Raw genomic sequence first — 23,337 nt, forward strand, 5'->3', positions numbered from 1 at the left:
CGTGAAAGCCAGATCCGATGAGTTGCAGATTTTCGTCTGCGTGATTGAGTGCGGATCGATTTCCGCTGCGGCCGAACAGGTCGGGCAAACGCCTTCAGCGGTCAGCCGTACGCTGTCGCGGCTGGAGGCGAAACTCGATACCACGCTGATCAACCGCACCACGCGGCGCATGGACCTGACCGAAGAGGGCAAGTACTTCTTCGAGCACGCCAAGCTGATTCTCGATCAGATGGACGAGCTCGAAGAGCGCCTGACCTCACGTCAGCAAACGCCGTCCGGGCGTCTGCGGATCAACGCCGCATCGCCGTTCATGCTGCACGCCATCGTGCCGTACATCGACGAGTTCCGCCGGCTCTATCCGGACATCCAGCTGGAGCTCAACAGCAACGATTTGATCATCGATTTGCTCGAGCAAAGCACCGACATCGCCATTCGTATCGGGACGCTGGCCGACTCGACTTTGCATGCCCGCTCCCTGGGATGCAGTCCGCTGCACATCGTCGCCAGCCCGGCGTATCTTGAAATACACGGCATACCGGCTGAAGTGGCGGATTTGTCCGGGCACACGCTGCTGGGCTTTACCCACAACGAAGGCCTTAACCAATGGCCGTTGCGTTATGTGCATGGTGATCGCTGGCCGATTCAGGCTTCAATCAGCGCCTCCAGCGGCGAGACGATCAGACATCTGGCGCTGGAAGGTCAGGGCATTGCCTGTCTGTCGCATTTCATGACGATTGATGACATCCGCGCCGGACGTTTGCAGGTGCTGCTGGCGGATTTCAACAGCGGCTATCGCCAGCCGATTAACGCGGTGTACTACCGTAACTCGCAACTTGCGCTACGGATTCAATGCTTCCTGGACTTCATCCAGGGCAAATTGGCGGCTTACGCGAACGCGGATTTCAAGGGCTGATTCGTGACCCCTGCGCAAGAGTGAATTGGGCAACGCTGTCTGTTTCCACAAGCATCGGTCCTCGATACTGGCTGCATCACTTATTAACGCAGGGAGATTCTCCATGAACGTATTCATTACCGGCGCCGCGGGTTTTATCGGCGGCTCCATTGCCACGGGTCTGGTCCGCGCCGGCCACAAGGTCACCGGCCTGGTTCGCAGTACCGAACAAGCCAATGAACTGAGTGCTCTGGGCATCACCCCGGTGCTCGGCACGCTTGACGACAGCGCACTACTGGCCGAGCAGGCCCGCGCTGCCGATGCCGTGATCAACGCCGCCAGCAGCGACCATCGCGGTGCGGTTGATGCTTTGCTCGATGCACTTCGCGGTTCCAACAAAGTGTTCCTGCACACCAGCGGTTCAAGCATTGTTGGCGATGCGTCGGGCGGCAAATCCAGCGACGTTATCTATTTCGAAGACAACCTGCCGGCACCTACCGTCGACAAGGCGGCGCGCGTGGCCATCGACAACCTGATCCTCGCCGCAGCGAAGGACGGGGTGAACTCGGCAGTGATCTGCAACACCCTGATCTACGGCCACAGCCTGGGTGTGAATCGTGACAGCGTGCAACTGCCGCGTTTGCTGAAACAGGCGCGTAAAAGTGGTGTGGTCCGGCATGTCGGTACCGGCCAGAACATCTGGTCCAACGTGCACATCGAAGACGTGGTTTCCCTGTACCTGCTGGCGCTGACCAACAACGTACCGGGCACCTTCTACTTCGTCGAAAGCGGTGAAGCGTCGTTCATCGACATGACCACTGCGATTGCCCAAGCGCTGAATCTGGGTGAGCCACAAGACTGGCCGCTGAAAGATGCCGAAGCCGAGTGGGGTTATGAAATGGCCAACTATGGCCTGGGCTCCAACAGCCGGGTTCGCGGCAAGCATGCGCGTGAGTTGCTGGGCTGGGCGCCGAAGCGGACATCGGTGATTGAATGGATTCGTGACGAGATGGTTTGAGTTCACTCTAAACCGAGTCATCGTTCATCGCGAGCAAGCTCGCTCCCACAGTGGATCTTCGTCGTACACAAAATCTGTGTCGGGTGGAGATCAAATGTGGGAGCGAGATTGCTCGCGATTGCGTTTCCGGTGCCCCAACAACTGGCCGGGCCGCCCTCAATTCCGTAACATCCGCCCCCTCTTTTCCCGCCTGTATTTTAGGTCAGCCATGAAACCCCAACGTCTGCGCGCCGATACCCTGGCCGGACTCACCACGTCTTTCGCCCTGCTACCCGAATGCATCGCCTTCGCGCTAGTTGCTCACCTCAATCCATTGATGGGGCTTTACGGCGCTTTCATCATTTGCACTTTGACCGCGCTCTTCGGCGGCCGGCCGGGAATGGTGTCTGGCGCTGCCGGATCGATGGCCGTGGTGATCGTCGCGCTGGTGGTGCAGCACGACGTGCAGTATTTGCTGGCCACGGTGCTGCTGGGTGGGTTGATCATGCTGGCGTTCGGGTTGCTGAAACTGGGCAAGCTGGTGCGCATGGTGCCGCACCCGGTGATGCTCGGCTTCGTCAACGGCCTGGCGATCATCATTGCCCTGGCGCAGTTGGAACACTTCAAGAGCGGTGACGTCTGGCTCAGCGGCACGCCGCTGTACCTGATGGCAGGGCTGGTTGCCGTAACGATGGCCATCGTCTACGTGCTGCCGCGCCTGACACGCGCCGTGCCGCCAGCGCTGGTGGCGATTCTGGGTGTTGGTTTGGCGGTTTATCTGCTCGGTCTGCCGACCCGCACCTTGGGTGACATGGCGCACATCGCCGGTGGCTTGCCGACCTTTGCGCTGCCAGACATCCCCTGGAGCCTGGAAACCCTGCGCATCATCGCTCCCTACGCGATATTGATGGCGTTGGTCGGTCTGCTGGAAACCCTGCTGACCCTGAACCTCACCGATGAAATCACTGAGAGCCGTGGCTACCCGGATCGCGAATGCGTGGCGCTGGGCGCGGCCAACATGGTCTCCGGTGTGTTTGGCGGCATGGGCGGCTGCGCCATGATCGGCCAGACCGTGATCAACCTCAGCTCTGGCGGTCGCGGTCGGCTGTCCGGTGTAGTGGCCGGAGTGATGATTTTGCTGTTCATCCTCTTCCTCTCGCCGCTGATCGAGCGCATTCCGCTGGCCGCATTGGTCGGGGTGATGTTCGTGGTGTCGCAGCAGACCTTCGCCTGGGCCTCGCTTCGGGTGTTGAACAAAGTGCCGCTGAACGACGTTTTGGTGATCATCGCGGTAACGGTGATTACGGTGTTCACCGATCTGGCCACCGCCGTGCTCTGCGGGATCATCATTGCGGCGCTCAACTTTGCTTGGCAGCAGGCCCGCCAGCTTTACGCCGACAGTCATCTGGAGACCGACGGCAGCAAGCTTTACCGCGTGCATGGCACCTTGTTCTTTGCCTCAACCACGGCCTTCCTCCGACAGTTCGATCACGCCAACGACCCGGTCCAGGTGACTCTGGACTGTCGCCACCTGAGCTTCGTCGACTACTCGGCCATCGCCGCGCTGAATGCGCTGCGAGAGCGCTACACCAAGGCCGGCAAGCACCTGCGCGTGCTGCACTTGTCCGAACGCTGCAAAAAGCTGCTCAAACGCGCTCGCGTAAATCACGACTGACGCCCAGCCGGCAGGTGTGATGAAAATCCGCCTGCCCGATTTTCATATCCGGCGACCGCTCATACCTCTGCGCGACAACCCTTATCCCTCCACGAAAATTACTTTCACCTCGTTTGAAAATCACACCTCGAAATGTTTTATGAGTTTCACAACCCATTCGACGTGACCCTTTCGAGGAGTACCGCATGACACCGTCCTTCGGCTATTGGCTGCTGGTTTACGCCGCCATCGCCATCATCGCGCTGATCGTTCTGATCGCCCGTTACCGACTCAATCCGTTCATTGTCATCACCCTGGTGTCCATCGGCCTGGCGCTGCTGGCCGGGATGCCACCGTCGGGCGTGGTGGGGGCGTACGAAGCGGGCGTCGGCAAGACGCTGGGCCATATCGCGCTGGTGGTCGCGCTGGGCACGATGCTCGGCAAGATGATGGCCGAGTCCGGCGGCGCCGAGCAGATGGCGCGTACGCTGATTGATCGCTTCGGTGAGAAAAATGCCCACTGGGCGATGGTTTGCATCGCTTTCCTTGTAGGACTGCCGCTGTTCTTCGAGGTCGGTTTTGTACTGCTGGTGCCGATTGCTTTCACCGTGGCGCGGCGCGTGGGCGTTTCGATTCTGATGGTCGGTTTACCGATGGTCGCCGGGCTCTCGGTGGTCCACGCCCTGGTGCCGCCACACCCGGCGGCGATGCTGGCGGTGCAGGCTTATCAGGCATCGGTGGGGCAGACCTTGCTCTACGCGATCCTGATCGGGATTCCGACCGCGATCATCGCCGGTCCCCTGTACGCCAAGTTCATCGTGCCGCGCATTCAACTGCCGGACGATAATCCGATGGAGCGTCAGTTCCTTGAGCGCGAACCGCGCGACAGCCTGCCGGGTTTCGGCATCACCATGGCGACCATTCTGCTGCCCGTGGTGCTGATGCTGGTCGGTGGCTGGGCCAATCTGATTTCCACGCCGGGCAGCGGCTTCAATCAGTTTCTGTTGTTCATCGGCAATTCGGTGATCGCCTTGCTGCTGGCGACCTTGCTGAGCTTCTGGACGCTTGGCCTGGCCCAAGGCTTCAACCGCGAATCGATCCTCAAATTCACCAACGAATGCCTGGCACCGACCGCCAGCATCACCTTGCTGGTCGGCGCGGGCGGTGGCTTGAACCGGATTCTGGTGGACGCTGGCGTCACCGACCAGATCGTCAGCCTGGCCCAGGTATTCCACCTGTCGCCGCTGTTGATGGGTTGGTTGTTCGCTGCACTGATGCGCATCGCCACCGGTTCTGCCACGGTGGCCATGACCACCGCGTCGGGTATCGTCGCGCCGGTGGCCATTGGTCTGGGTTATCCCCATCCGGAGCTGTTGGTGCTGGCGACGGGCGCGGGGTCGGTTATCTTTTCCCACGTCAATGACGGCGGCTTCTGGTTGATCAAGGAATACTTCAACATGACCGTCGCCCAGACTTTCAAGACCTGGACAGTGCTGGAGACCATTATCTCGGTCGTCGCCTTCGGTCTGACCGTGGGTCTTTCTTATCTGCTTTAGCCGGAGCCGCCTGCCATGGACATCCTCTACCAGATCCGCGCCCGTCAGGATTCCTTCAGCGCGGGCGAAGGACGCATCGCTCGGCTGATGCTCGACGACGTAGGATTTGCCTCCGCCGCCAGCCTCGATGAACTGGCGCTGAGAGCGGAAGTCAGCACCGCCACGCTCTCGCGTTTTGCGCGCACCGTTGGCTGTCGGGACTTGCGCGACCTGCGCCTGCAACTGGCCCAGGCCAGCGGCGTTGGCAGTCGGTTCCTCGACCCGGCGGGCACGCCCGAGCAGTCGGCGTTTTATGGGCAGATCGTTGGCGATATCGAATCGACCCTGCGCCAGCATCTGTCGGCGTTCGACGAGTCGCGTTTCGCCGATGCGGTGAAACTGCTGGGCAAGGCGCGGATGATTCATGCGTTCGGCATGGGCGGTTGCTCGACTTTGTGCAGCGATGAACTGCAAGTGCGGCTGGTGCGGTTCGGCTACCCGATTGCGGTGTGCCACGACCCGGTGATGATGCGTGTCACCGCCGCCAGCCTTGATGCCGAACGCGCAGTCATTGCCTGTTCGCTGACCGGCATCACCCCCGAACTGCTCGAGGCCGTCGAGCTGGCGCGCAGCTACGGTGCGAGAATTCTTGCCATCACACGGGCCGACTCGCCGCTGGCGCAATTGGCTGATGTGCTGCTGCCGCTGCAAGGCGTCGAAACCTCCTTCATCTACAAACCCACGGCGGCGCGCTACGGCATGTTGCTCGCCATCGACGTGCTCGCCACCGAGCTGGCGCTGGCCAATCCTGAAGACAATCAAGAGCGTCTGCGGCGGATCAAACTCGCCCTCGACGATTACCGCGGCGGCGACGATCACCTGCCGCTGGGAGACTGACATGATGTACGACACGCTGATCCGCAACGCCCTGATTATCGACGGCAGCAACGTGCCCGGTTATCCCGCCGACGTGGCGATTCTGAACGGCCGCATCGAGCGTATCGGCAACTTGCACGATTCCAACGCCACCGAAGAAATTGACGCCGCCGGCCGCGTATTGGCGCCAGGTTTCATCGACGTGCACACCCACGACGACACCGTGGTGATCCGCCAGCCGCAAATGCTGCCCAAGCTCAGCCAGGGCGTGACCACAGTGATTGTCGGCAACTGCGGGATCAGCGCTTCGCCGGTGAGTTTGCGCGGCGATCCTCCCGACCCGATGAACCTGCTCGGCACCGCAGCCGCGTTCGTTTATCCGAGGTTCAGCGACTACCGAGCAGCCGTCGAAGCGGCAAACACCACGCTGAACGTGGCCGCACTGGTCGGCCACACGGCGCTGCGCAGCAACCACCTCGATGACCTGTTTCGCACTGCCACTGCGGATGAAATTTGCGCGATGCGCGAGCAACTGCGCGACAGTCTTGAGGCCGGCGCGTTGGGCTTATCAACCGGTTTGGCCTACGCCAGCGCGTTCTCGGCTTCCACCGATGAAGTGATGCAACTGACCGAAGAGCTGACCGCCTTCGGCGCGGTCTACACCACCCATTTGCGCAGCGAATTCGAGCCGGTGCTGGAGGCCATGGATGAGGCGTTCCAGATCGGTCGTCATGCGAAAACACCGGTGATCATTTCCCACCTCAAATGTGCCGGCGCCGGTAACTGGGGGCGCAGTCCGCAACTGCTAGCGTCCCTCGAACACGCGGCGAAAACCCACCCGGTAGGCTGCGACTGTTATCCCTACGCGGCGAGTTCATCGACGCTGGACCTCAAGCAAGTCACCGACGCACATCGCATCACCATCACCTGGTCAACGCCGCACCCTGAAGTGGGGGGCCGGGATCTGATGGACATCGCCGCCGAGTGGGGCGTGCCGCTAGTTGATGCCGCTCGACACCTGCAACCGGCCGGCGCGGTGTATTACGGAATGGACGAGGCGGACGTACGAAGAATCCTCGCGCATCCGCTGTCGATGGTCGGCTCTGACGGATTGCCGGAAGACCCGTTTCCGCATCCACGCTTGTGGGGCGCATTCCCACGCGTGCTCGGACATTTCAGTCGCGACGTGGGGCTGTTTCCACTGCACACCGCCGTGCACAAGATGACCGGGTTGTCGGCGGCGCGATTTGGCTTGAAGGAGCGTGGCGAAATCCGTGAAGGACATTGGGCGGATCTGGTGTTGTTCGATCCTGTGACGATTCGTGATGTGGCGGATTTCAATGATCCGCAACGGGCGGCGGAAGGTATCGATGGGGTTTGGGTCAACGGTGTCTTGAGTTACAGCGAAGGCCAGGCGAACGGAAGACGGGAAGGGCGGTTTCTGGCACGGCAAGGGGACTTGCGTGATGGATTTCAGTAAACATTCCGAGTGCTGCGTCACAGTGATGGCACATTGAGACTAAAGAAAGCCATTGCCAAGCCGAAGCGCTGACATCTCGCCCGACTACACTCTGGGCCTTATCAGTCTGGGAGCAACTCCATGAGCTTCGGCAAAACCACCCCGATCCTGCGGATTTTCGATGAAATCAAGGCCGTGGAGTTCTACGTCGACTTCCTGGGATTCAAGATCGACTGGCAGCATCGTTTCGAGCCCAACTTTCCGTTGTACCTGCAGGTTTCCCGTGGTGAATGCGTATTGCACTTGTCCGAGCACCACGGCGACAGCACACCGGGATCGGCATTGCGGATTGAAACTGATGAGTTGGAAGTGTTCCAGCAGCAGTTGCTGGCTAAGGAATATCAGTTCGCGCACCCACAGATCCAGGCCATGCCTTGGGGCAGCCAGGACATGACGATCAGCGATCCGTTCGGCAATCGGTTGGTGTTTACCAATGCGATCAGTGTTTGAGAATGGGGTTAACAGCGAATCTCTCGGTTGTTTGTTAGATAGCCATCGCGAGCAAGCTCGCTCCCACAATGGTTTGCGTCGTTCCACGGTTAAGTGGTCGACGCCGATCAAATGTGGGAGCGAGCTTGCTCGCGATTGGTTCTTTCATTCACCGCAAGGTAAGCGTCAAACCCGGAAGTGGCTCACCATCTGCTGCAACTGACTGCCCAACCGCGCCAGTTCAACACTGGAAGCAGCCGTTTCGTCGCTGGCGGCGGCGGTCTGTTCGGACGCGTCGCGCACGTTGATGATGCTGCGGCTGATCTCTTCGGCCACGGCGCTTTGCTGCTCGGCGGCGGCGGCGATCTGCTGGTTCATCGACTGGATGTTGGACACCGTGCGGGTGATGTTTTCCAGTGACACACCAGCCTTGCGAGTCAGCGCGACACTGCTGTCGGTCAGGGCGCGACTGTTGTTCATCACGGCGGACACTTGTTGTGTGCCGTTCTGCAGACCGGCCACCAGGCCTTCGATTTCTTCGGTGGACTTCTGAGTGCGCTGAGCCAGGCCACGGACTTCGTCGGCAACCACGGCAAAACCACGACCGGCTTCTCCGGCACGGGCCGCTTCGATGGCGGCGTTGAGCGCCAGCAGGTTGGTCTGTTCGGCCACGGCCTTGATCACGTCCATGACGCTGCCGATCTTGTCGCTTTCCTGTTGCAGCACGCTCATGGCTTCGGTCGAGCGCGCCACTTCGGTGGCCAGACGTTCGATCTGGGCGATTGCTTCGTTGACCACCTTGTCGCCTTCGCGTGCTTCGCCGTCAGCAGCGGCGGCGGCCTGAGAGGCTTCTTCGGCGTTGCGCGCGACTTCCTGCACGGTGGCGGTCATCTCGTGCATGGCGGTCGCCACTTGATCGGTTTCGATCTTCTGGCTGTTAACGCCGGCGCTGGTTTGCTCGGTCACGGCGGACAGTTCTTCGGCAGCGCTGGCGATCTGGGTGACGCCGTCGCGGATGCCGCTGATCAAGTCGCGCAGGGTCACACCCATGCGAGCGATGCCTTGTTGCAACACGCCGAGTTCGTCGCGGCGAGTCACTTTGACGTCCTGGGACAGGTCGCCGCTGGCGATGCGTTCAACCACGGCCAAAGTGTCACGCAGCGGGCCGGTAATCTGACGGGTGATGATCACGGCAGCAATGATGCCCACCAGCAACGCCAGCAAGGTGCTAATCAGTTGCAGGGTGCGAGCCTGGGCGCTTTCGGCGTCACGACGGTCGAGCTGGATCTGATACAGCTGATCGCTCAGGGTCACGATGGCGGCGCCCTGCTCGGTCATTTCCTTGCGCGCCTGCACCGCATCGCTGTTGGCCGCTTTATAAGCCTGCAAGGCGCTGCGGTAGTTGGTCAGTGCGGTTTCCAGCTGACGCAGGGCGTCTTGTTGAGTATCGGCGAAATGCACGTTGAGGGGTTTCAGGCTGGCGATGGCCACGTCCAGTTGGCCGATGGCTTTTTGCTCGGTCTCGGCGTTGGTGGTCGCGGTGTAGCCGCGCACTTCGTAGCGGGCCAGCAAGAAGGCTTCCTTGGCCGCCGTGATCGCCTGGAATTGTTCGACGCGTTGGTCGCTCAGAGGCATTTGCTGCACGTGGGTGTTGATGGCGTTGATCAGCGTGTTCGCGGTGTCGGCATTGGCGCCCATGGTGTCGCGCGCGCTGTTACCGGTGCGGTAGGCGCTGCGCATTTTATTCAGGGACATCTTGTAGGCGTCGATGACGGCGCCCTGCTCTTTGAGCAGTTTGAGGTTTTCCGGGCTCTTGAATTTCGCCAGCAGCGCTTGTTGCTGAGCGGAGAACGCCTCGAGCGTGGTCTGGACGTTCTGTGCGGCGGTTTCGTCGCCGTTGGTCAGCATGTATTGCAGGCGAACCACACGCAGCTTGGTCAGGCCGGCATTGAGCTGGGTGATGTCGCTCATCCAGTTGCTGCGGTCAATCAACCCGCCCAGGCTTGTCCAGCCGGTCAGGGCGAGGACGCAGGTCAGGGCCAGGACCAGACCGAATCCCAGGCCCAGCTTCATGTTCACGCTGATATTGCCGAACCAGCTATTCATCAATAGTCCTCCAGGAACGTTGTGCTTCTTGATCGTCGGTTGGCTGGAAGATTGTTGTTTTTGGTCGCCAGCAAGGTGTGTTGCAGGTGTATATCGGCAGCAATTGCGAGAGCTGAATGGTTTCTGTAGGACAGATGTGTAACAAGGCCTTTGTGCAGGTCTTAAGCTTTTTTTCACATGACTTTCACCAGCTGCCGACGCCAGCCTCTCTACCCTCGCGGCATCGAATGAAATTGATGCGTGCCGGCGAGGCGGCTTGATGTGGAATTGAGACTGAGTCTGTTCGGGGTAAAACGCTCGATTGATTTGAGCCGTTTTGCCCGCTATCGCAATGCGGCTGTCGTGCTCGCCTCGGCGCTGTTGGTCATTCCGCTGACGGTGTGGCTGTTGCATCCGGCCGCTGTACCGGACCTGGCCCACGGTAATGTGGCCGGCGCCCGGGCGTTGGCGGCCGGTTGGGCCAAGGGCGACGTGATCGTGCTGGTGCGTCACGTCGAACGCTGCGATCACTCCAGCGCAGCCTGCCTGAACGGTAACGATGGCATTACCGATCGCTCTCGCAGCGTCGCGGTGAGTGTTGGTGCGCAGTTCGAACAACTGGGGCTGAACAAGGCTGATATCTACAACAGCCCCATGATCCGTACAGCGCAGACCGCTGGCTACATGTTCAACAAGGTCGGGGTCGGTGAAGAATGGTTGATCAATTGCAAGGGCACGATGCTGCGTGACGCTTTGGCGCACAAGGTGGCCGGGCGAAACCTGATTCTGGTGACTCACAGCGAATGCATGTCGCAACTTGAGAAAGACCTCAAGTTGCCGGCCTCTACCCTCGGTTATGGCGCGTCTTTGTTTATCTCGGCCGAAACGCCTCAGGCACCACGGATGCTCGGTTTCATCGAAGCCTCGGACTGGCGCTCGGTGACCGCCGAATGAATTCACTTTCTGGATCAGGACGCACAATGCTGATTTCTTCCCGCTACCGCTTTTACTGGGTGAACTTCGGCATTCCGCTGGCCTGTGCGGTCGTGGTTTTCCTGCTGTTCGACCTGACCAAAATCGACATCGCGTTCAATGATCTTTTTTATGACCCGGTCACGCAGACGTTTCCGCTGGATCATGTGCATCTGTTCGAAAAAATCACCCATAAATGGGCGCGGATCATCCCGAACTGGACCGGAGAGTTAGCGATCGTCGGCGCCTTGTTGTCGTTTCTCTGGCCGCGTCTGAAGGCCGAAAAGCATTCGAAAATCATCGCATTCCTGGAAAAAATCAAAGTCGCACCGGTGCTTAGGTTTGCGAGCAAGCACCGTCGGGACTTTCTCTATGTTGTGTTCGCGTTCTCCATCAGCACCGGTGTGATCCACTACCTCAAGGGGCACACCAGCGTGTACTGCCCGGTCGAAACGACCCAGTACGGCGGGAAAATCGAGCACAAGGAGTGGTATGAGAATTTTGATCTGCTGAAAGTCGCGGGGGCAGGTCGCTGCTGGCCAGGCGGCCATGCCTCGGGCGGCTTCACCATGCTGGCGTTGTACTTCGTGGCGCGTCGTTACCGCTGGCGCTATTCCAAAGCGGTGATGTACGGCTCGCTGCTGCTCGGTTTCGTCTACGGCACGACGCGGGTTCTGCAAGGCTGGCACTACATGTCCCACACCTTTTGGGCCGGGATTTTCGTATGGCTGGCGTGTTTGCTGACAGCGCTGGCGTTCTATGGGCGAGCGCGGTTGGAGCAACCGTTGGACCAGCGCTGTTCCGGTGCTTCAAAGCGATCATTGATCAGCGCCGTCAGCACATGATCCTGCCAGCGCCCGGCGATACTCAGGTAGGCCTTGGCGTAGCCCTCACGTTCAAATCCCAGGCGCTCCAGCAGCCGCGCACTGCGTTCATTGCCGGGGATGTAATTGGCCATGATCCGGTGCAGCTTCTGCTCATCGAACATGAAGCCGATTCCCGCTTCCAGTGCTTCCTGCATCAAGCCCCGGCCTTGATGAGATTCGTCGATGTGGTAACCGAGATAGCAGGCCTGAAACGCCCCGCGAGTAATGCCGCTGAAGTTGCAGGCGCCGATCATCTGGCCGTTGTCCGGATCCAGCAACGCGAAATGCACCGCCAGACCGGCCTGGAAAGCGCTGGCTTGCACCTCAAGGCGTGGGCGGATGTTTTCAGGGCTGTGGTAATCGGCGGGGCGAATCGGCGACCACCGGGCGAGATGCCTCAGGTTGCGCCGGTAGAAGTCGCTTTCCAGGGCCGCCTGTTCAGGGTCTAGCACTGCCAGCGTCAAGCGTTTACAGGGCAGGGACAACAGCGGCATAGGGCGCTCCGGTTCGCGGGGATCGTCGCGCAAGCATTGTGTGGCCAGCGGGAAAACTCAAATCGCCAGCGGCAATGTCACGATGAAAGTGCTGCCTTTGCCGTCGCCGTCGCTCATGCCGATCACCGTGCCGCCATGGGCTTCCACCAGTTCGCGAACCACCGTCAGGCCAATGCCAAGGCCTGCACCGTTGAAGCCGACGGCGTGAACATCCTGCACAAAGGGCTCAAAGATAAACGGCAGCGCCTTGGCGGAAATACCGATGCCGTTATCGCAAATGCTCATCTCCAGCACGTCGGCTTCAGCGGTCACCGACAGCGTGACATTGCCGTGCACCGGTGTGTATTTGGCCGCGTTGCCCAGCAGGTTGCCGAGAATCTGCGAGAGGCGCACCGGGTCACCATTCACCGACAATGCGCACTCGGGCAGTTCAGCGGTGAAGTGCAAATGGTGATCAATCATCACCGGGCTGCACACTTCGATGGCCTGATGGATGATCTGCACCATGTCCACGATGCGGCAATCGAGGCGTAACTTGCCGGTGCTGGCGCGGGACACGTCGAGTAAATCGTCCACCAGCCGCGACATGTGCTGCACCTGGCCTTCGATCAGCGCCTGCATGCGCGGCAGTTCCTCACTGGGCACGCGCACCAGGCGGCCGGCGATCATGCTGATGGGCGTCAGCGGGTTGCGCAGTTCGTGGGCCACCAGGGTGAGGATGTTGCGTTGTTGTTCCAGGGTGTGTTCGGCCGTGGCTTGCAGGTCTTGCGCGCTCAGGGCCGCGATCACCAATTGCGCGTTGGCTTCACGCATCTCCAGGAACAGTCGTTGTTCTTCCTGCGTGCGTTTTGGTGTTTCTGCATCGGACTGCGCCAGCAAGATCGCCAGTACCAATTGCTGATTGGCCTCGATCAGTTGCTCGACCTGCTGGCTATCGACCAGCCGGGTGTTGGCGTCGCTCAGCTCTTTTTGCAGCGCCGCCAGCACCGCCCGCGCTTCAACAGTCTTCTGGCCGAGCAGGAACAGTTCGCGAGCGGCGGTGGCCATCGCTTGCTCGTTCTTGCCATTGGCCTCACTCATGATTTTTACTCATCCGTCGTCTTTGCTCAAACGCTGCCGGGTAGGCCGGCCACCGAGTAAGCCTTCCTGGTCTGGCAACATCTCGCCGATTTGCAGGCCGTTCTCGTCGATGTGGTACTGGCGCAACTCATCGGAATGGGCGCTGGCCCGCACCTTGACCACGGCCATGATGCGCAGCAAACGGCTCTGCACTTCAATGTAGCGCTGAACGATGATTGCGTCGGTGAGAAATGCCGTGCCGTAAGGGCTGAAACGCAGGTCGGTGTAGCGGTCTTCCAGCTCTGAGGTCATCAACACGCTGACCCCGGCGCTCGTCAAAGCAGTGACCATGCGCGACAGCGACTCGCGAAAGTCTTCGCGGAAGGTCGGCGCCAGCGCCAGTTCGAAGCCCGACAACGAATCGATCACCACGCGGGTGGCTTTCAGTCGGCTGATCTCGCTGAGCAGCAACTGGACGATTTCGTCGATGGACAGGTCCGGGGCGCGGCTGTCCACCAGACTGACCTGTCCGCTCTGGATCAGCCCCGCAAGGGTGGCGTTCTGGGAGTGATTAGGCCGTTGTTCAAACACCGCGATCACACCGGTTTCACCATTTCTCGCGCCTTCGGCCAGGAAGGTGGACGCCAGAATGCTTTTGCCCGAGCCCGATGGCCCGGCCACCAGCAAGGAGTAACCACGAGGCAGACCGCCGCCGAGCATCTCGTCGAGCTGCGGCACACCCATTTTCAGGCGTTTGATCGGGAACTCCAGCGGCGCTTCACCCGGGTTGAATGCCGCTGGTGCAAAGACCTTGATCCCCGACGTCGCGATGCGGAAGGTGTGCAGTCCCGGCAGCGTCGGCTGGCCGCGCATCTTCATGATTTCCATCTTGCGCACCATGGAATTGCGCTGAACGCTCTGGCGCAGCCAGATCAGGCCATCGGCCACGGTGAAAATCGGGTTGGTATCGGTTTCGGTGAAGTATTCGCCAATCAGGAAGGTCGTCGCCTGCCAGGTGGTCATCAACATGCCCAGTTGCTGAACGAACTGCGGCAGATTGTTGTTGGGGTTGTCCTGGGTCTGGCTGGCCAGCACTACCGAACGGAACGAGTCGACGAACACCAGCGACGGAGAGTGAGCCTCTACCTCGCAAACGATACGCCGTAGCACTTCATCCAGATTCCCGGCCAGGGTGTCGTCAGCCAGGTTGACGTAGCGGATCGACTGGTTGATCGCTTCGCTGTCGAAAAAGTCGAATTGCTGCTGATAACGCAGCATCTTCAGCGGCGGCTCGCCGAGCACGGTAAAGAACAGCGCCGGGCGTTCGGGTGTCGCCAGGGCGAACATCATCTGATGCGCCAGGGTGGTTTTGCCACAGCCAGGCGGACCTGCGATCAGGTTGAACGAAAACTCCGGCAAACCTCCGCCCAGCACCTCGTCCAGTCCTGGCACGCCGGTGGCCAGGCGGTTGATAGTCACTTTGGTGCTCATGGCGAAATTTCCTGCGAAGGGGTGTCGCTCAAAGAAGGTTCCCACACGCCACGAAGCAAACGTGCGGTGAGCGAGGGCCCGATCAGCGTGGTCAGCAGCTCGTAAAACGTGGTCAACAACACGTCACCGAAAAACAGCGCATCGGTTTCGCTTTGCTCGACGAGTACGGACTTGAGGGAAGTCAGATCCAGGGAGGCCGCCTGCACACTGTCATAGGTGCCGGTCAGGCGCGGATGCCTGGAGGCGCACAGATGAAGGCTGCGGCGATAAAGCGCGACAACCCCTTGCTGGCCAATGATGGGCGTGAGGGCTGCGTCCATATCCTGCAATATTGATGCGATCGCTTGCGCGACTGTTGCAATGTCAGCGTTGGGGCCAACGCGGTGCACCAGAGAAGCTACGATCTGGCGGCTCTCTTCGCTTAGCGTGGACATGGCTAACTGATATCTGGTGGACAGTGTTTGATGGTACACCCTATGGAGGTGTCGGGAGTGATTTGCGTCAGGGGATTGCGGCAGGGCCTGGCTCTTACTAGCGCATGGCTCTATAAAGACCCCCAGTTTGCTGCACAAACAAGGAAACATCGTTTTTTTTGGCGAACATGGAATTTTACTTCAAGGACGATGCATGGAACTTTCGTTACCCCTGCAATTGCACTCAATGAACTTGAGGGCGCCCGACCCCAGCCTGTGTAAACCGCTTCAGGAGGCCCTGAATGCCAGTTATGTCGCCCACTGCGAGTTTCTGCCGTGGGCCAGGCCCCACACGTCCGAGGACGAAGCACGCGCGTTTTTGCTGCGGGCGGCCGATGATTTCAACAGCGAAACAGGCGAGCGGCGCCTGTTTATCGTGGCCGATGACGGGCAGGCGGTCATTGGCTGTATTGGGTTGAAACCCCGCCGACGCAATCGCTATGTCGTGGGTTACTGGGCCAATACGGAGTACTCGGGGAAAGGTTACATGCGACGGGCGCTTGAGCTATTAGTCAAAAGCCTGCCCGGTTGTACGTTTTACCTGACGACCTCCTCGGCCAATGGGGCGAGTCAGCACCTGGCCGAAGCGTCCGGGTTTGAACTGATCCGAATGGCCAGGCAAGCTCGGCATTCGGAACGCCATGGCATCCAGGACACGTGTTTGTATCGTTTGAAGCTTCCGCAGGAAACAAAACAGCAGGCAAAAAAAAGCCCGCGGGAGGGCGGGCAAACCGTAGTTTCTTGAATGAGCGAGCGCAATGTACCCGTTGGTGAGAGGTCGTGGGGTGAAGAAAAATTCATGTCGATGAGTGCCCGCTGCTTCACGCCCTGAGACATGCCTAAGGCAAATGATCCGCCGCAAAGTCCGCTTCCGAGCGCGCCCGCAGACGGCCCTTGCGGCAGGCTTGCTGGAATCGTTCGAAGTCGCGCTCATTCTGCGCGGTGTAGCTTTGCGCATACTTGAACAACGCGTCGGCCAGCGCATCGCTTTTGCCGATGTAGCCGCTGATGTGTGCGGCGTTCCCGGACGATTTGGCGTGAGCGCGGGCCAACGCGCGACCACAAACGCGTCCGTAGGCGGCGAAGGTGTCCGCATCGAACGTCTCGAGTTCAGCCGAGACTTTCATGTCGCGCAACTGGCGCACATAGAAGTGTCGACCGCTGGGGCCGGTGGTCCAGCCGAGGAACAGGTCACTGGCCGATTGCATCAACCGTTGGCCATCGACCACGCGCTGACCGTTATGCCGCACCCGCGATTTAGTCTTCACATAATCGGCAAGCACCGAACGACGTGCCTCCTTGAACTGCAGGAACAGCGGGAATTCCTGATCATCAGTCAGCAGGGTCACCAGGCAACGAGTCCCGACGCTGCCCACACCGACCACTTTGAACGCCATGTCCTGAACGTGAAAACGCGCCAACAGTTCACGACGGTCGGCTTGCAGTGTGCCGGGATAGTCGCGCATGAACGCGTCGTAAAGCGGACGCCAGTCCGACAGGCGCAGCCAGTCGTCGTCGGCATCCAGCAGCGTGGTGTTTTCGTGTAAATGGAAAATTTCCGGCAGGTCATCGCGAATGATCAGTCGGCCATGTGCGTCACGTTCACTGATTTTCGGTAGCAGTTCAGCATGGGTGCGACGTTCAGCTTTTTCGATGGCGCGCTCTACATGCTCCAGTGTCGCTTTGCTCGCCTGCTGCCGCAGATCGCGGTAACTGATGGACTCGTACCAGGTTTCCATGGCGCTTTGTTCGGCGCATTCGAGCATGGTCTGCTGGTAGGCGCCGACCACCTGGCGGCAGACAGTTTCTTCGACCGTGTCGCCATGGCGCAGGTCGCGCGCTGCCACCACGAAACTTGCCACCAGCCGTTTCAAGTCCCACTCCCAAGGGCCGGGATGGGCTTCGTCGAAGTCGTTGACGCTGAACAGCAGATTGCGTTCCGGCGTTGCAAAACCGCCGAAGTTCATCAGGTGACTGTCGCCGCAGATGGGCGATATCAGGCCCATGCTGGATGTTCCGGCCAGGTCGTGGGCGTGCAGCAGCGCGTTGCCGCGATAGAAGGTGAACGGCGAGACCAGCATGCGGCCGTAGCGCAACTCGACCAGTGACTTGATGCGGCCTTCACTGGACGTTTTGATCAGCGGCACCGGGTCGCGATTTATTTTTCCCATGGCCGCCTGCGAACCGCGGGAGCAGTTCTTGCGAGCGTCCTTGCCTTGCTTCAAGCGGTCTTTGAGGGTGGGCATGTGGGTTCTTTTGGTCGGGAGGCATGCGGATTGAGTGTAGAAGGGCTTCGCGTCGTTATCCGAGGAATGTATGGCGATTGGGTCATTGAAAGTGGGAGCTTGACGGTACGCGGGGAAAAGACCATTGGCTTTTGAATGGCTCTACAGTAAGTTACATTAAGTGAAACTTTCTGTTGAGTAATTGCTCATGCAGCCACACTCGAAATCCACCCAGCCGATGGGGCGTCTCCTCCGGAAACTGAGCCACCTGGCCAGTGATGAGCGCTATCTGTACACCCCGGACGATCTCAGGGCTTTGGTACCAGATATTTCCGAAGGAGCCTATAAAACATTGTTGAGTCGTGCGGCTTCTGACGGTCATCTGACACGAGTGTGCCGAGGGCTCTACTTGTTTGACGCGGTCAAACCGTCTAGTGGGCTGGTGCTGTTTCACGCGGCCGCCCGGCTGCGTGCCATGCAGTTCAATTACATCAGCCTTGAAACGGCGTTGAGTGATTGCGGGGTCATCTCGCAAATCCCCATCAACTGGATCACGCTGATGTCATCCGGGCGCAGCAGCACTATTTCATGCGGCCACTGGGGCACCATCGAGTTCGTACACACACGCCAGAAGCCTCAGGACCTCGTTGGCCAGGTTCACTATGACGCTCGTTGCCGGCTATGGCGTGCGACACCGCAACAAGCATTGCGAGACATGAAGGCAGCGAAACGAAATATGGACTTGATCGATTGGAGCGTTGCCAATGAGTTTGTTTGATGAGCTTGTAAATGAAGCATTAAAAAACAAACAGGATCTCGCGCCCTTGCGGGTCGTCGTGGAAAAGGAATTACTGCATCACGACATCATGCTGGCGCTGAGTTCGGCCGGTATGCTCGCCAAACTTACCTTCATCGGCGACACCTGTTTGCGCACCTGCTACGGGTCCAACCGTTTGAGCGAGGACCTGGATTTTACCGGGGGCGCAGATTTCAATCGCGAGAGCCTGACTGAGCTCGCCCAAGTATTAGTCACCACACTAAAAACCAAATATGGTCTTGAGGTCGAAGTCGGTGAGCCAGTTCGTGAGGAGGGAAATGTCGATACCTGGAAGTTAAAGGTCCAAACCCGGGCAGGCCGCAAGGATCTACCGGCACAGCGCATTAATATCGATGTGTGTTCCATTCCAAGTTATCAGCCGCAGCCTATGCAGTTGCTTAATCCTTATGGTGTCGACATGGGCACGAGTGGCCTGATTTTACAGGCTGAAACTCGCGAAGAAATTTATGCCGACAAGATCGTGGCTTTTGCTCTGTGTCCCAACCGAATCAAGAACCGTGATCTCTGGGATATGGTTTGGCTGCGTCAGCTGGGCATAACGCCACAACTGGATTTGATCGCGATGAAGCTGGGCGATCATCACTGCGAGCAGGATGATTTCTTGAGGCAGTTCAAAGAGCGTTCCGCACAGCTTGAGGCCGATCCGAAAGTTGTCATTGAGTTTCGCAAGGAAATGAGTCGGTTTCTACCGGGTGAGTTGGTAGCGCAAACCGTGAATGAGCCTGCGTTCTGGACATTCTTGGTTGGTCATATACGTGATTTGTATGTGACGACAGAGAAAGCGCTGAGCGGCCATGAAAGCGTTCAGGGCTCGGGCTTCAAAATGTAATACCGCAGGAATAGGTGGTGGCAGTCAAAAAAATGGGCGAACTCAATGAGGTCGCCCATTTTGATTTCCTACACCGAAACTTGCATCTGCAATCGCCGCCCCACTACAGCCATCAAACCACAGCCATCGCGCAGCGATGTCACCAGCACCCGCGCCAGTTCATGGAAGACGATACGTTTCGCGGGAAATTTCCTAGGACTGGATTTCCATGCTTGCCGCAGAGCCAACGGGAGCCACTTCGCCAACGAGCACCCTTCAATAGTCAGTCGTCCCCAAAGCCCTCAAAACCCACCCGGCCTCACCAGGCATCAACGTGTACTGAACCTGCCGAATTTTTCCCGTCCTGCCCGCATCGGCATCCGTGCTGTCATAAACCGGGAACCGCTGCACCAACGCATTTTCCACCACCGCAAACTCATCCTCGCCCTGGTAGCCCACCGCTGTTTTAGGGTTCTCGCTGACAGGTGGCAGATAAACCTCGCTCAGCGACTTCTTGCGGTTGGCAGCGTAAGCAATGAGCTCGCCCGGCATCCCGCGTCCCGGTGACCTGATGAAGACGTAAATCTCTGGAGAGCCATTGCGATCAAGGTCGGCGACCTCCGCTCGGACGAGGGTGCCGGTGAGGGGGCGTACGATCGCTGAGTTATCGATTTCCAGACCTTGGGGTGCAATGCGTAGAGCACGATTTCCATCGACCGACACGCTCGTCACGTGAAAGCCAATGCCCTGCAATTCAAGTGTCTGGTCGAACGGCTGGTTGCTATCCGTCGCATCACCCGAGAGGCTTAATGAAAGGCTGTAGTTGGCCACTTCATTGCGCCGTGCGGCGTTGCGCATCAGGTACACCTGAACCGTATATTCGCCATCGGCGGGCAGTGGTCCCAGAAAGTGATTGCCCATGATCGATCCGTTAAACAACGCATAGTTCGCACCTTTCGCGGTGATGTTGAAGTAGGCAGAGGCGTTGGAAGACTTGAAGTCTACGGTCATCATTTGGCCGGCCTTCGCGTTTAGACGGTACTGCGCGGTGAGCGGGCCTTTGATGGATCGGGCGAACCTGGCGGTGTCGGAGTCCTTTTTGAAGGTGACCTGCTCGACACGAGGAGCGATCTCTGTGGCGGCGTGTACAGGCACAGAAACCATGGCGGCCAGAACGGCTGCGATCCATACGTTCATTTTGATCTTCCTGAGTGCGTTGGTTGCTCAAACGGTTGCAGGTAAACCCCGCAGCATAGGTCCTGTTGCGTTGAATCGCCGACCCATACGTTGATTACAGCTCACTCGATTTGAGCGTGTGCTTGAAATGATGCTTCTAAAGCCTGACACCCAACTCTCCTGTCCGATCCAGCGATGACCCCACCGTCAGATCCGTAATCAACGTCGGCTGCAACCCCGCATCAAACAACGCAAACCCTGCCGCCAGGCAGCAGGTCTCGGTCTGAAGGCCGCAGACGTGGTGCGGGGTGCCAGCCGAGTGTCTTGGATTCGTCGTGGCGCTCGACCGTGGCGACGCTGGGCAGCGTACCGATGAGTGTCTGAATACAATCGATGAGCCATTGGGGTGGGGCGAAGCTGGGCTGGACGTCGATGATGAGGAGGGCTTGGCCGCGGGTGTTTTGTGGTGGTCTTGCGAGCCTCATCGCGGGCAGGCCTGCTCTTGCGGGAGATGGCGATGTTGCCTGCAAAAATGACCATACCCCAGATGTAACAAAACCCGCACTTGGCGGGTTTTGTTTTGCTTCGTATTTGGTGGAGCCGGGGGGATTTGAACCCCCGTCCGCCAGTACTCCGCTGTCGGTACTACATGCGTAGCCGTGTCTATTAAGTTAACCCTCAGCGACCCGACGGGCAGGGTGCTTTGGGCGAGTTGTGTAAGTTTTAGCCGCTTCGTCCACAACGTACTGCACGGCGATTCTGTTCTATATGACAATCACTTTGGGTTTACAGACATCCCCTGATGATTGCTGGACCCGAAGGTACCAGGAGGGAAGGGCTAAGGCTGCTTACGCAGCGAGAGCGTATTCCCCGTAGGTTTCGTCATTGGCAACTATAGAAAGTTGCAACAGTGGATTTACGAGTTCTGTTACCAACTCGGCATGCACCTAAAGTTTCGCAACCGGCGTCGAATCCTAAACGGCCCCGAGCCTGTTGCTCGGTGAATCAAAGTGAGCAACAAGCCTGCGCAGTGTACGCCAACGTGGCTCAGAAGGCCAACCCGAAGGTTGGCCACCGCAGATTATGGGTTGGCTTGGTTGCTCTGATTGTTCGCGAGTGCCAATGCCTGGGTGGCCTCGGTGACGCATTTTTTGTCGTCCCCGGAGGCTTTTGAAGCTTCGGCGCTGGACAGCAGCCTTTTGATCTCCATTGTGGTGTTTGCGGAGGTCGCTGGCAGTGAAGTCACTTTGTTTTTTAGCTCTTGTAGCTTGCTCGTACAAAGGTCGTTGTCCGCAGCAAATACGGGAGAGGCCAACATTGCAGCAGAAATGAACAGACCAGCGAGTGCGGTACGTTTCATGGATATCTCCTTGAACTGATGGTCTCGGTGCTGCCGTATGAGCGGGCGGCTCGGGCGATTCCGAAAAATAAGCCACGATTGATGGGGGCCTATCTAAAAAGACTACGACGCCACGCAGAAATTCGTTTTTTCAGAAAAGCTATGAAAAAACTATTTGATAGTCGATAGGAGCAGTGGCACTAAAAAGGGGGGCAATTGCCTAATGCCGATCAGTTAAGCCTTCTCGCTTGATCTTTGACCGCAAGAAATCAAAATCCGATGCCTGTACTGGCATCGGATTTTTTTATGCGTCTCGCTCGGGCACTGGAACTGACTCACAGCATCGCCTCTACCCCCAACGCCATCGAGGGATTGGATTCCTTGCTCGATCCTTCTTTGGTCGAGCAGGCGCTTGAACAGGCCGGTGTGGCGACGCTGCCCAAACGCCGTTTGCCGCTGGAAATGATGCTCTGGCGCGTGATCTCCATGGCGTTCTTCCGGCGCATATCGGCCTGGGATGTGGTCAGTCGCATGAACATCATGCTGCCGGGCCAACGTCCGTTGGTGGCGCCCAGCGCGGTAGTCCAGGCCCGCCAGAGATTAGGCAGCGAAGCTGTACGACAAGTCTTCGATCTGACCCAGAAAAGCTGGCATGAGGCAGTCGGTCATCCGACTTGGGCCGGTCTGCGTTTGTTGGGCGTCGATGGCGTTGTCTGGCGCACGCCCGACACGCCGGAAAATCGGGCGCGCTATGACTCCGCCAGCAACCAGCATGGCGATACCGGTTTTCCTCAGGTGCGCAGGGTCTGCCAAATGGAGTTGACCAGCCATTTGCTGATTGGCAGCGCGTTTGACGGCTATCGCAGCAACGAAATGAAACTGGCGGAGCAACTGTCGAAACCACCCCCGATCACTCGCTGACGCTGTTTGATCGTGGTTTTTACTCGTTAGGTTTACTGCATCAGTGGCAGCAAGCAGGCATCGAGCGCCACTGGCTGATGCCGCTGAAAAAAGGCTCGCAGTACGAGGTAATCCAGCGGCCGAGCTTCATGCTTCAGCGCTGCACTACGTGCTGCCGCATCGGCCCGGAGCCTGTTGCTCTGTGATTCAAAGTGAGCAACAAGCCTGCGCTGTGTACGCGACCGCAGTGGATAAGGCCAACCCGAAGGTTGGCCTGGTCAGACGGGATTACTTGTTGGTTGGGTTGCGGAGTTGAATTTTCTCCAGCAAACCGGTAGTTATTCCAATGCACCCCTTGTCGTCCCCTTTGGCTTGGGCTGTTTTTGCTTTGTCCAGGCCGGCTTTTATGTTGTCCTCGGCGTTTTCTGATGTGGCGGGATCAGAATCCAGTGTCTGCTGAATTTGGTTTATGTTTTGTTTGCAAAGGTCTTTATCTGCCGCAAACACCGGCGAGGCCAACAGTGCGGCGGTGATGAACAATCCAGCAATTGCAGAGTGCTTCATGGGTATCTCCTTGCGCATGAGGGCTCGGTGCTGCCGGTGGAGTAGGCTGCTGGCCGAGGTGGTTATAAGCCCGTTCACAGGGCCTAGCTAAATGACTATAGCCGCATGCTGGAGTTCGGTTTTTTTTTGAAGGAATGTCGAGAAG

22 protein-coding genes, 1 other RNA gene and 2 pseudogenes are annotated in these 23,337 nt (G+C 58.7%); 13 read left to right on the forward strand and 12 right to left on the reverse strand.

The annotated features are described in order from the left end of the window. The first annotated feature begins 1 nt into the window (after position 1). The 7 genes from ACA056_RS03385 to ACA056_RS03415 all read left to right on the forward strand — a co-directional run bounded on the left by ACA056_RS03385 (position 2) and on the right by ACA056_RS03415 (position 7,923). Positions 2-913, forward strand: a complete 912-nt coding sequence (locus ACA056_RS03385) for a LysR substrate-binding domain-containing protein (RefSeq protein WP_497270498.1) — start codon at positions 2-4, stop codon at positions 911-913. A gap of 103 nt (positions 914-1,016) precedes the next feature. After that, positions 1,017-1,910, forward strand: a complete 894-nt coding sequence (locus ACA056_RS03390; protein ID WP_497270500.1) for an NAD-dependent epimerase/dehydratase family protein — start codon at positions 1,017-1,019, stop codon at positions 1,908-1,910. A 208-nt stretch (positions 1,911-2,118) separates the two neighbouring features. Beyond that, a complete protein-coding gene (locus ACA056_RS03395; protein ID WP_497270502.1) occupies positions 2,119-3,564 on the forward strand; it encodes a SulP family inorganic anion transporter in 1,446 nt (481 codons plus the stop codon). A 185-nt stretch (positions 3,565-3,749) separates the two neighbouring features. Further along, positions 3,750-5,099: a GntP family permease gene (locus tag ACA056_RS03400; protein ID WP_497270504.1), complete on the forward strand. Its 1,350-nt coding sequence runs from the start codon at positions 3,750-3,752 to the stop codon at positions 5,097-5,099. Between the two features lie 15 nt (positions 5,100-5,114). Beyond that, positions 5,115-5,975 carry a MurR/RpiR family transcriptional regulator gene (locus ACA056_RS03405; RefSeq protein ID WP_008149080.1) on the forward strand — a complete coding sequence of 287 codons (861 nt, stop codon included), beginning with the start codon at positions 5,115-5,117 and terminating at the stop codon, positions 5,973-5,975. 1 nt (position 5,976) lies between these two features. Then, positions 5,977-7,434, forward strand: a complete 1,458-nt coding sequence (locus tag ACA056_RS03410) for an N-acyl-D-amino-acid deacylase family protein (RefSeq protein ID WP_497270506.1) — start codon at positions 5,977-5,979, stop codon at positions 7,432-7,434. 120 nt (positions 7,435-7,554) lie between these two features. Continuing rightward, the gene (locus tag ACA056_RS03415) at positions 7,555-7,923 is read left to right on the forward strand and encodes a glyoxalase superfamily protein (protein ID WP_415758021.1); all 369 of its coding nucleotides are present in this window, start codon (positions 7,555-7,557) and stop codon (positions 7,921-7,923) included. Positions 7,924-8,088: 165 nt separating this feature from the next. On the opposite strand, the gene ACA056_RS03420 is transcribed toward ACA056_RS03415, so the two are convergent. After that, positions 8,089-8,952, reverse strand: a complete 864-nt coding sequence (locus tag ACA056_RS03420) for a methyl-accepting chemotaxis protein (RefSeq protein WP_497273487.1) — start codon at positions 8,950-8,952, stop codon at positions 8,089-8,091. A gap of 42 nt (positions 8,953-8,994) precedes the next feature. Continuing rightward, positions 8,995-10,008, reverse strand: a pseudogene (locus tag ACA056_RS03425) (methyl-accepting chemotaxis protein); the annotation flags it as partial. A 261-nt stretch (positions 10,009-10,269) separates the two neighbouring features. Between ACA056_RS03425 and pmrG the strand changes: the two are divergent. Both pmrG and ACA056_RS03435 read left to right on the forward strand, forming a co-directional pair. After that, positions 10,270-10,941 carry a lipopolysaccharide core heptose(II)-phosphate phosphatase PmrG gene (gene pmrG, locus ACA056_RS03430; RefSeq protein ID WP_497270509.1) on the forward strand — a complete coding sequence of 224 codons (672 nt, stop codon included), beginning with the start codon at positions 10,270-10,272 and terminating at the stop codon, positions 10,939-10,941. A gap of 26 nt (positions 10,942-10,967) precedes the next feature. Next, positions 10,968-11,804: a phosphatase PAP2 family protein gene (locus ACA056_RS03435; protein ID WP_497270511.1), complete on the forward strand. Its 837-nt coding sequence runs from the start codon at positions 10,968-10,970 to the stop codon at positions 11,802-11,804. Here ACA056_RS03435 and rimJ read toward each other — a convergent pair. Genes rimJ through ACA056_RS03455 form a run of 4 tightly spaced genes read right to left on the reverse strand, consistent with a single transcriptional unit; the run spans position 11,717 to position 15,303 of the window. Then, positions 11,717-12,319 carry a ribosomal protein S5-alanine N-acetyltransferase gene (gene rimJ / locus ACA056_RS03440; protein WP_497270513.1) on the reverse strand — a complete coding sequence of 201 codons (603 nt, stop codon included), beginning with the start codon at positions 12,317-12,319 and terminating at the stop codon, positions 11,717-11,719. The two genes, ACA056_RS03435 and rimJ, sit on opposite strands and share 88 nt — an antisense overlap. Positions 12,320-12,376: 57 nt before the next feature. Then, on the reverse strand, positions 12,377-13,399 hold the full coding sequence (locus ACA056_RS03445; RefSeq protein ID WP_497270515.1) for a sensor histidine kinase: 1,023 nt from the start codon (positions 13,397-13,399) through the stop codon (positions 12,377-12,379). 9 nt (positions 13,400-13,408) lie between these two features. Beyond that, a complete protein-coding gene (locus ACA056_RS03450) occupies positions 13,409-14,869 on the reverse strand; it encodes an ATPase domain-containing protein (protein WP_497270517.1) in 1,461 nt (486 codons plus the stop codon). Beyond that, on the reverse strand, positions 14,866-15,303 hold the full coding sequence (locus ACA056_RS03455; RefSeq protein WP_497270519.1) for a hypothetical protein: 438 nt from the start codon (positions 15,301-15,303) through the stop codon (positions 14,866-14,868). The genes ACA056_RS03450 and ACA056_RS03455 overlap by 4 nt, the downstream gene beginning before the upstream one ends. Positions 15,304-15,496: 193 nt before the next feature. Here ACA056_RS03455 and ACA056_RS03460 point away from each other — a divergent pair, with 193 nt between their 5' ends. Beyond that, positions 15,497-16,087 (forward strand): GNAT family N-acetyltransferase, encoded by a 591-nt coding sequence (locus ACA056_RS03460; protein ID WP_497270521.1) that lies wholly within the window; start codon positions 15,497-15,499, stop codon positions 16,085-16,087. A 94-nt stretch (positions 16,088-16,181) separates the two neighbouring features. On the opposite strand, the gene ACA056_RS03465 is transcribed toward ACA056_RS03460, so the two are convergent. Beyond that, positions 16,182-17,588 carry a DUF2252 domain-containing protein gene (locus ACA056_RS03465; RefSeq protein ID WP_497270523.1) on the reverse strand — a complete coding sequence of 469 codons (1,407 nt, stop codon included), beginning with the start codon at positions 17,586-17,588 and terminating at the stop codon, positions 16,182-16,184. 187 nt (positions 17,589-17,775) lie between these two features. Between ACA056_RS03465 and abiEi the strand changes: the two genes are divergently transcribed. Further along, positions 17,776-18,345: a type IV toxin-antitoxin system AbiEi family antitoxin gene (abiEi, locus tag ACA056_RS03470; protein ID WP_497270525.1), complete on the forward strand. Its 570-nt coding sequence runs from the start codon at positions 17,776-17,778 to the stop codon at positions 18,343-18,345. Further along, positions 18,332-19,234, forward strand: a complete 903-nt coding sequence (locus ACA056_RS03475) for a nucleotidyl transferase AbiEii/AbiGii toxin family protein (protein ID WP_497270527.1) — start codon at positions 18,332-18,334, stop codon at positions 19,232-19,234. Before abiEi ends, ACA056_RS03475 begins: the two co-directional genes overlap by 14 nt. Positions 19,235-19,489: 255 nt before the next feature. Here the strand turns inward: ACA056_RS03475 and ACA056_RS03480 are convergent, their stop codons facing one another. From ACA056_RS03480 to ACA056_RS03495, 4 genes and pseudogenes are all read right to left on the reverse strand, one after another. Continuing rightward, positions 19,490-20,410: a hypothetical protein gene (locus tag ACA056_RS03480; protein WP_497270529.1), complete on the reverse strand. Its 921-nt coding sequence runs from the start codon at positions 20,408-20,410 to the stop codon at positions 19,490-19,492. Positions 20,411-20,546: 136 nt separating this feature from the next. After that, positions 20,547-20,874, reverse strand: a pseudogene (locus ACA056_RS03485) (hypothetical protein). A gap of 107 nt (positions 20,875-20,981) precedes the next feature. After that, positions 20,982-21,375: a transfer-messenger RNA gene (gene ssrA, locus ACA056_RS03490) on the reverse strand. A 95-nt stretch (positions 21,376-21,470) separates the two neighbouring features. Continuing rightward, positions 21,471-21,749, reverse strand: a complete 279-nt coding sequence (locus ACA056_RS03495; RefSeq protein WP_309675962.1) for a PA2433 domain-containing protein — start codon at positions 21,747-21,749, stop codon at positions 21,471-21,473. Positions 21,750-22,034: 285 nt separating this feature from the next. On the opposite strand from ACA056_RS03495, the gene ACA056_RS03500 reads away from it, so the two are divergent. Continuing rightward, entirely contained in the window at positions 22,035-22,649 is a 615-nt protein-coding gene (locus tag ACA056_RS03500; RefSeq protein WP_497270531.1) for a transposase domain-containing protein, read from the forward strand. A gap of 267 nt (positions 22,650-22,916) precedes the next feature. Here ACA056_RS03500 and ACA056_RS03505 read toward each other — a convergent pair whose 3' ends face one another. After that, a complete protein-coding gene (locus tag ACA056_RS03505) occupies positions 22,917-23,192 on the reverse strand; it encodes a PA2433 domain-containing protein (RefSeq protein ID WP_497270533.1) in 276 nt (91 codons plus the stop codon). Between the last annotated feature and the right edge of the window lie 145 nt (positions 23,193-23,337).

The organism is Pseudomonas sp. LBUM1666 (assembly GCF_059695775.1).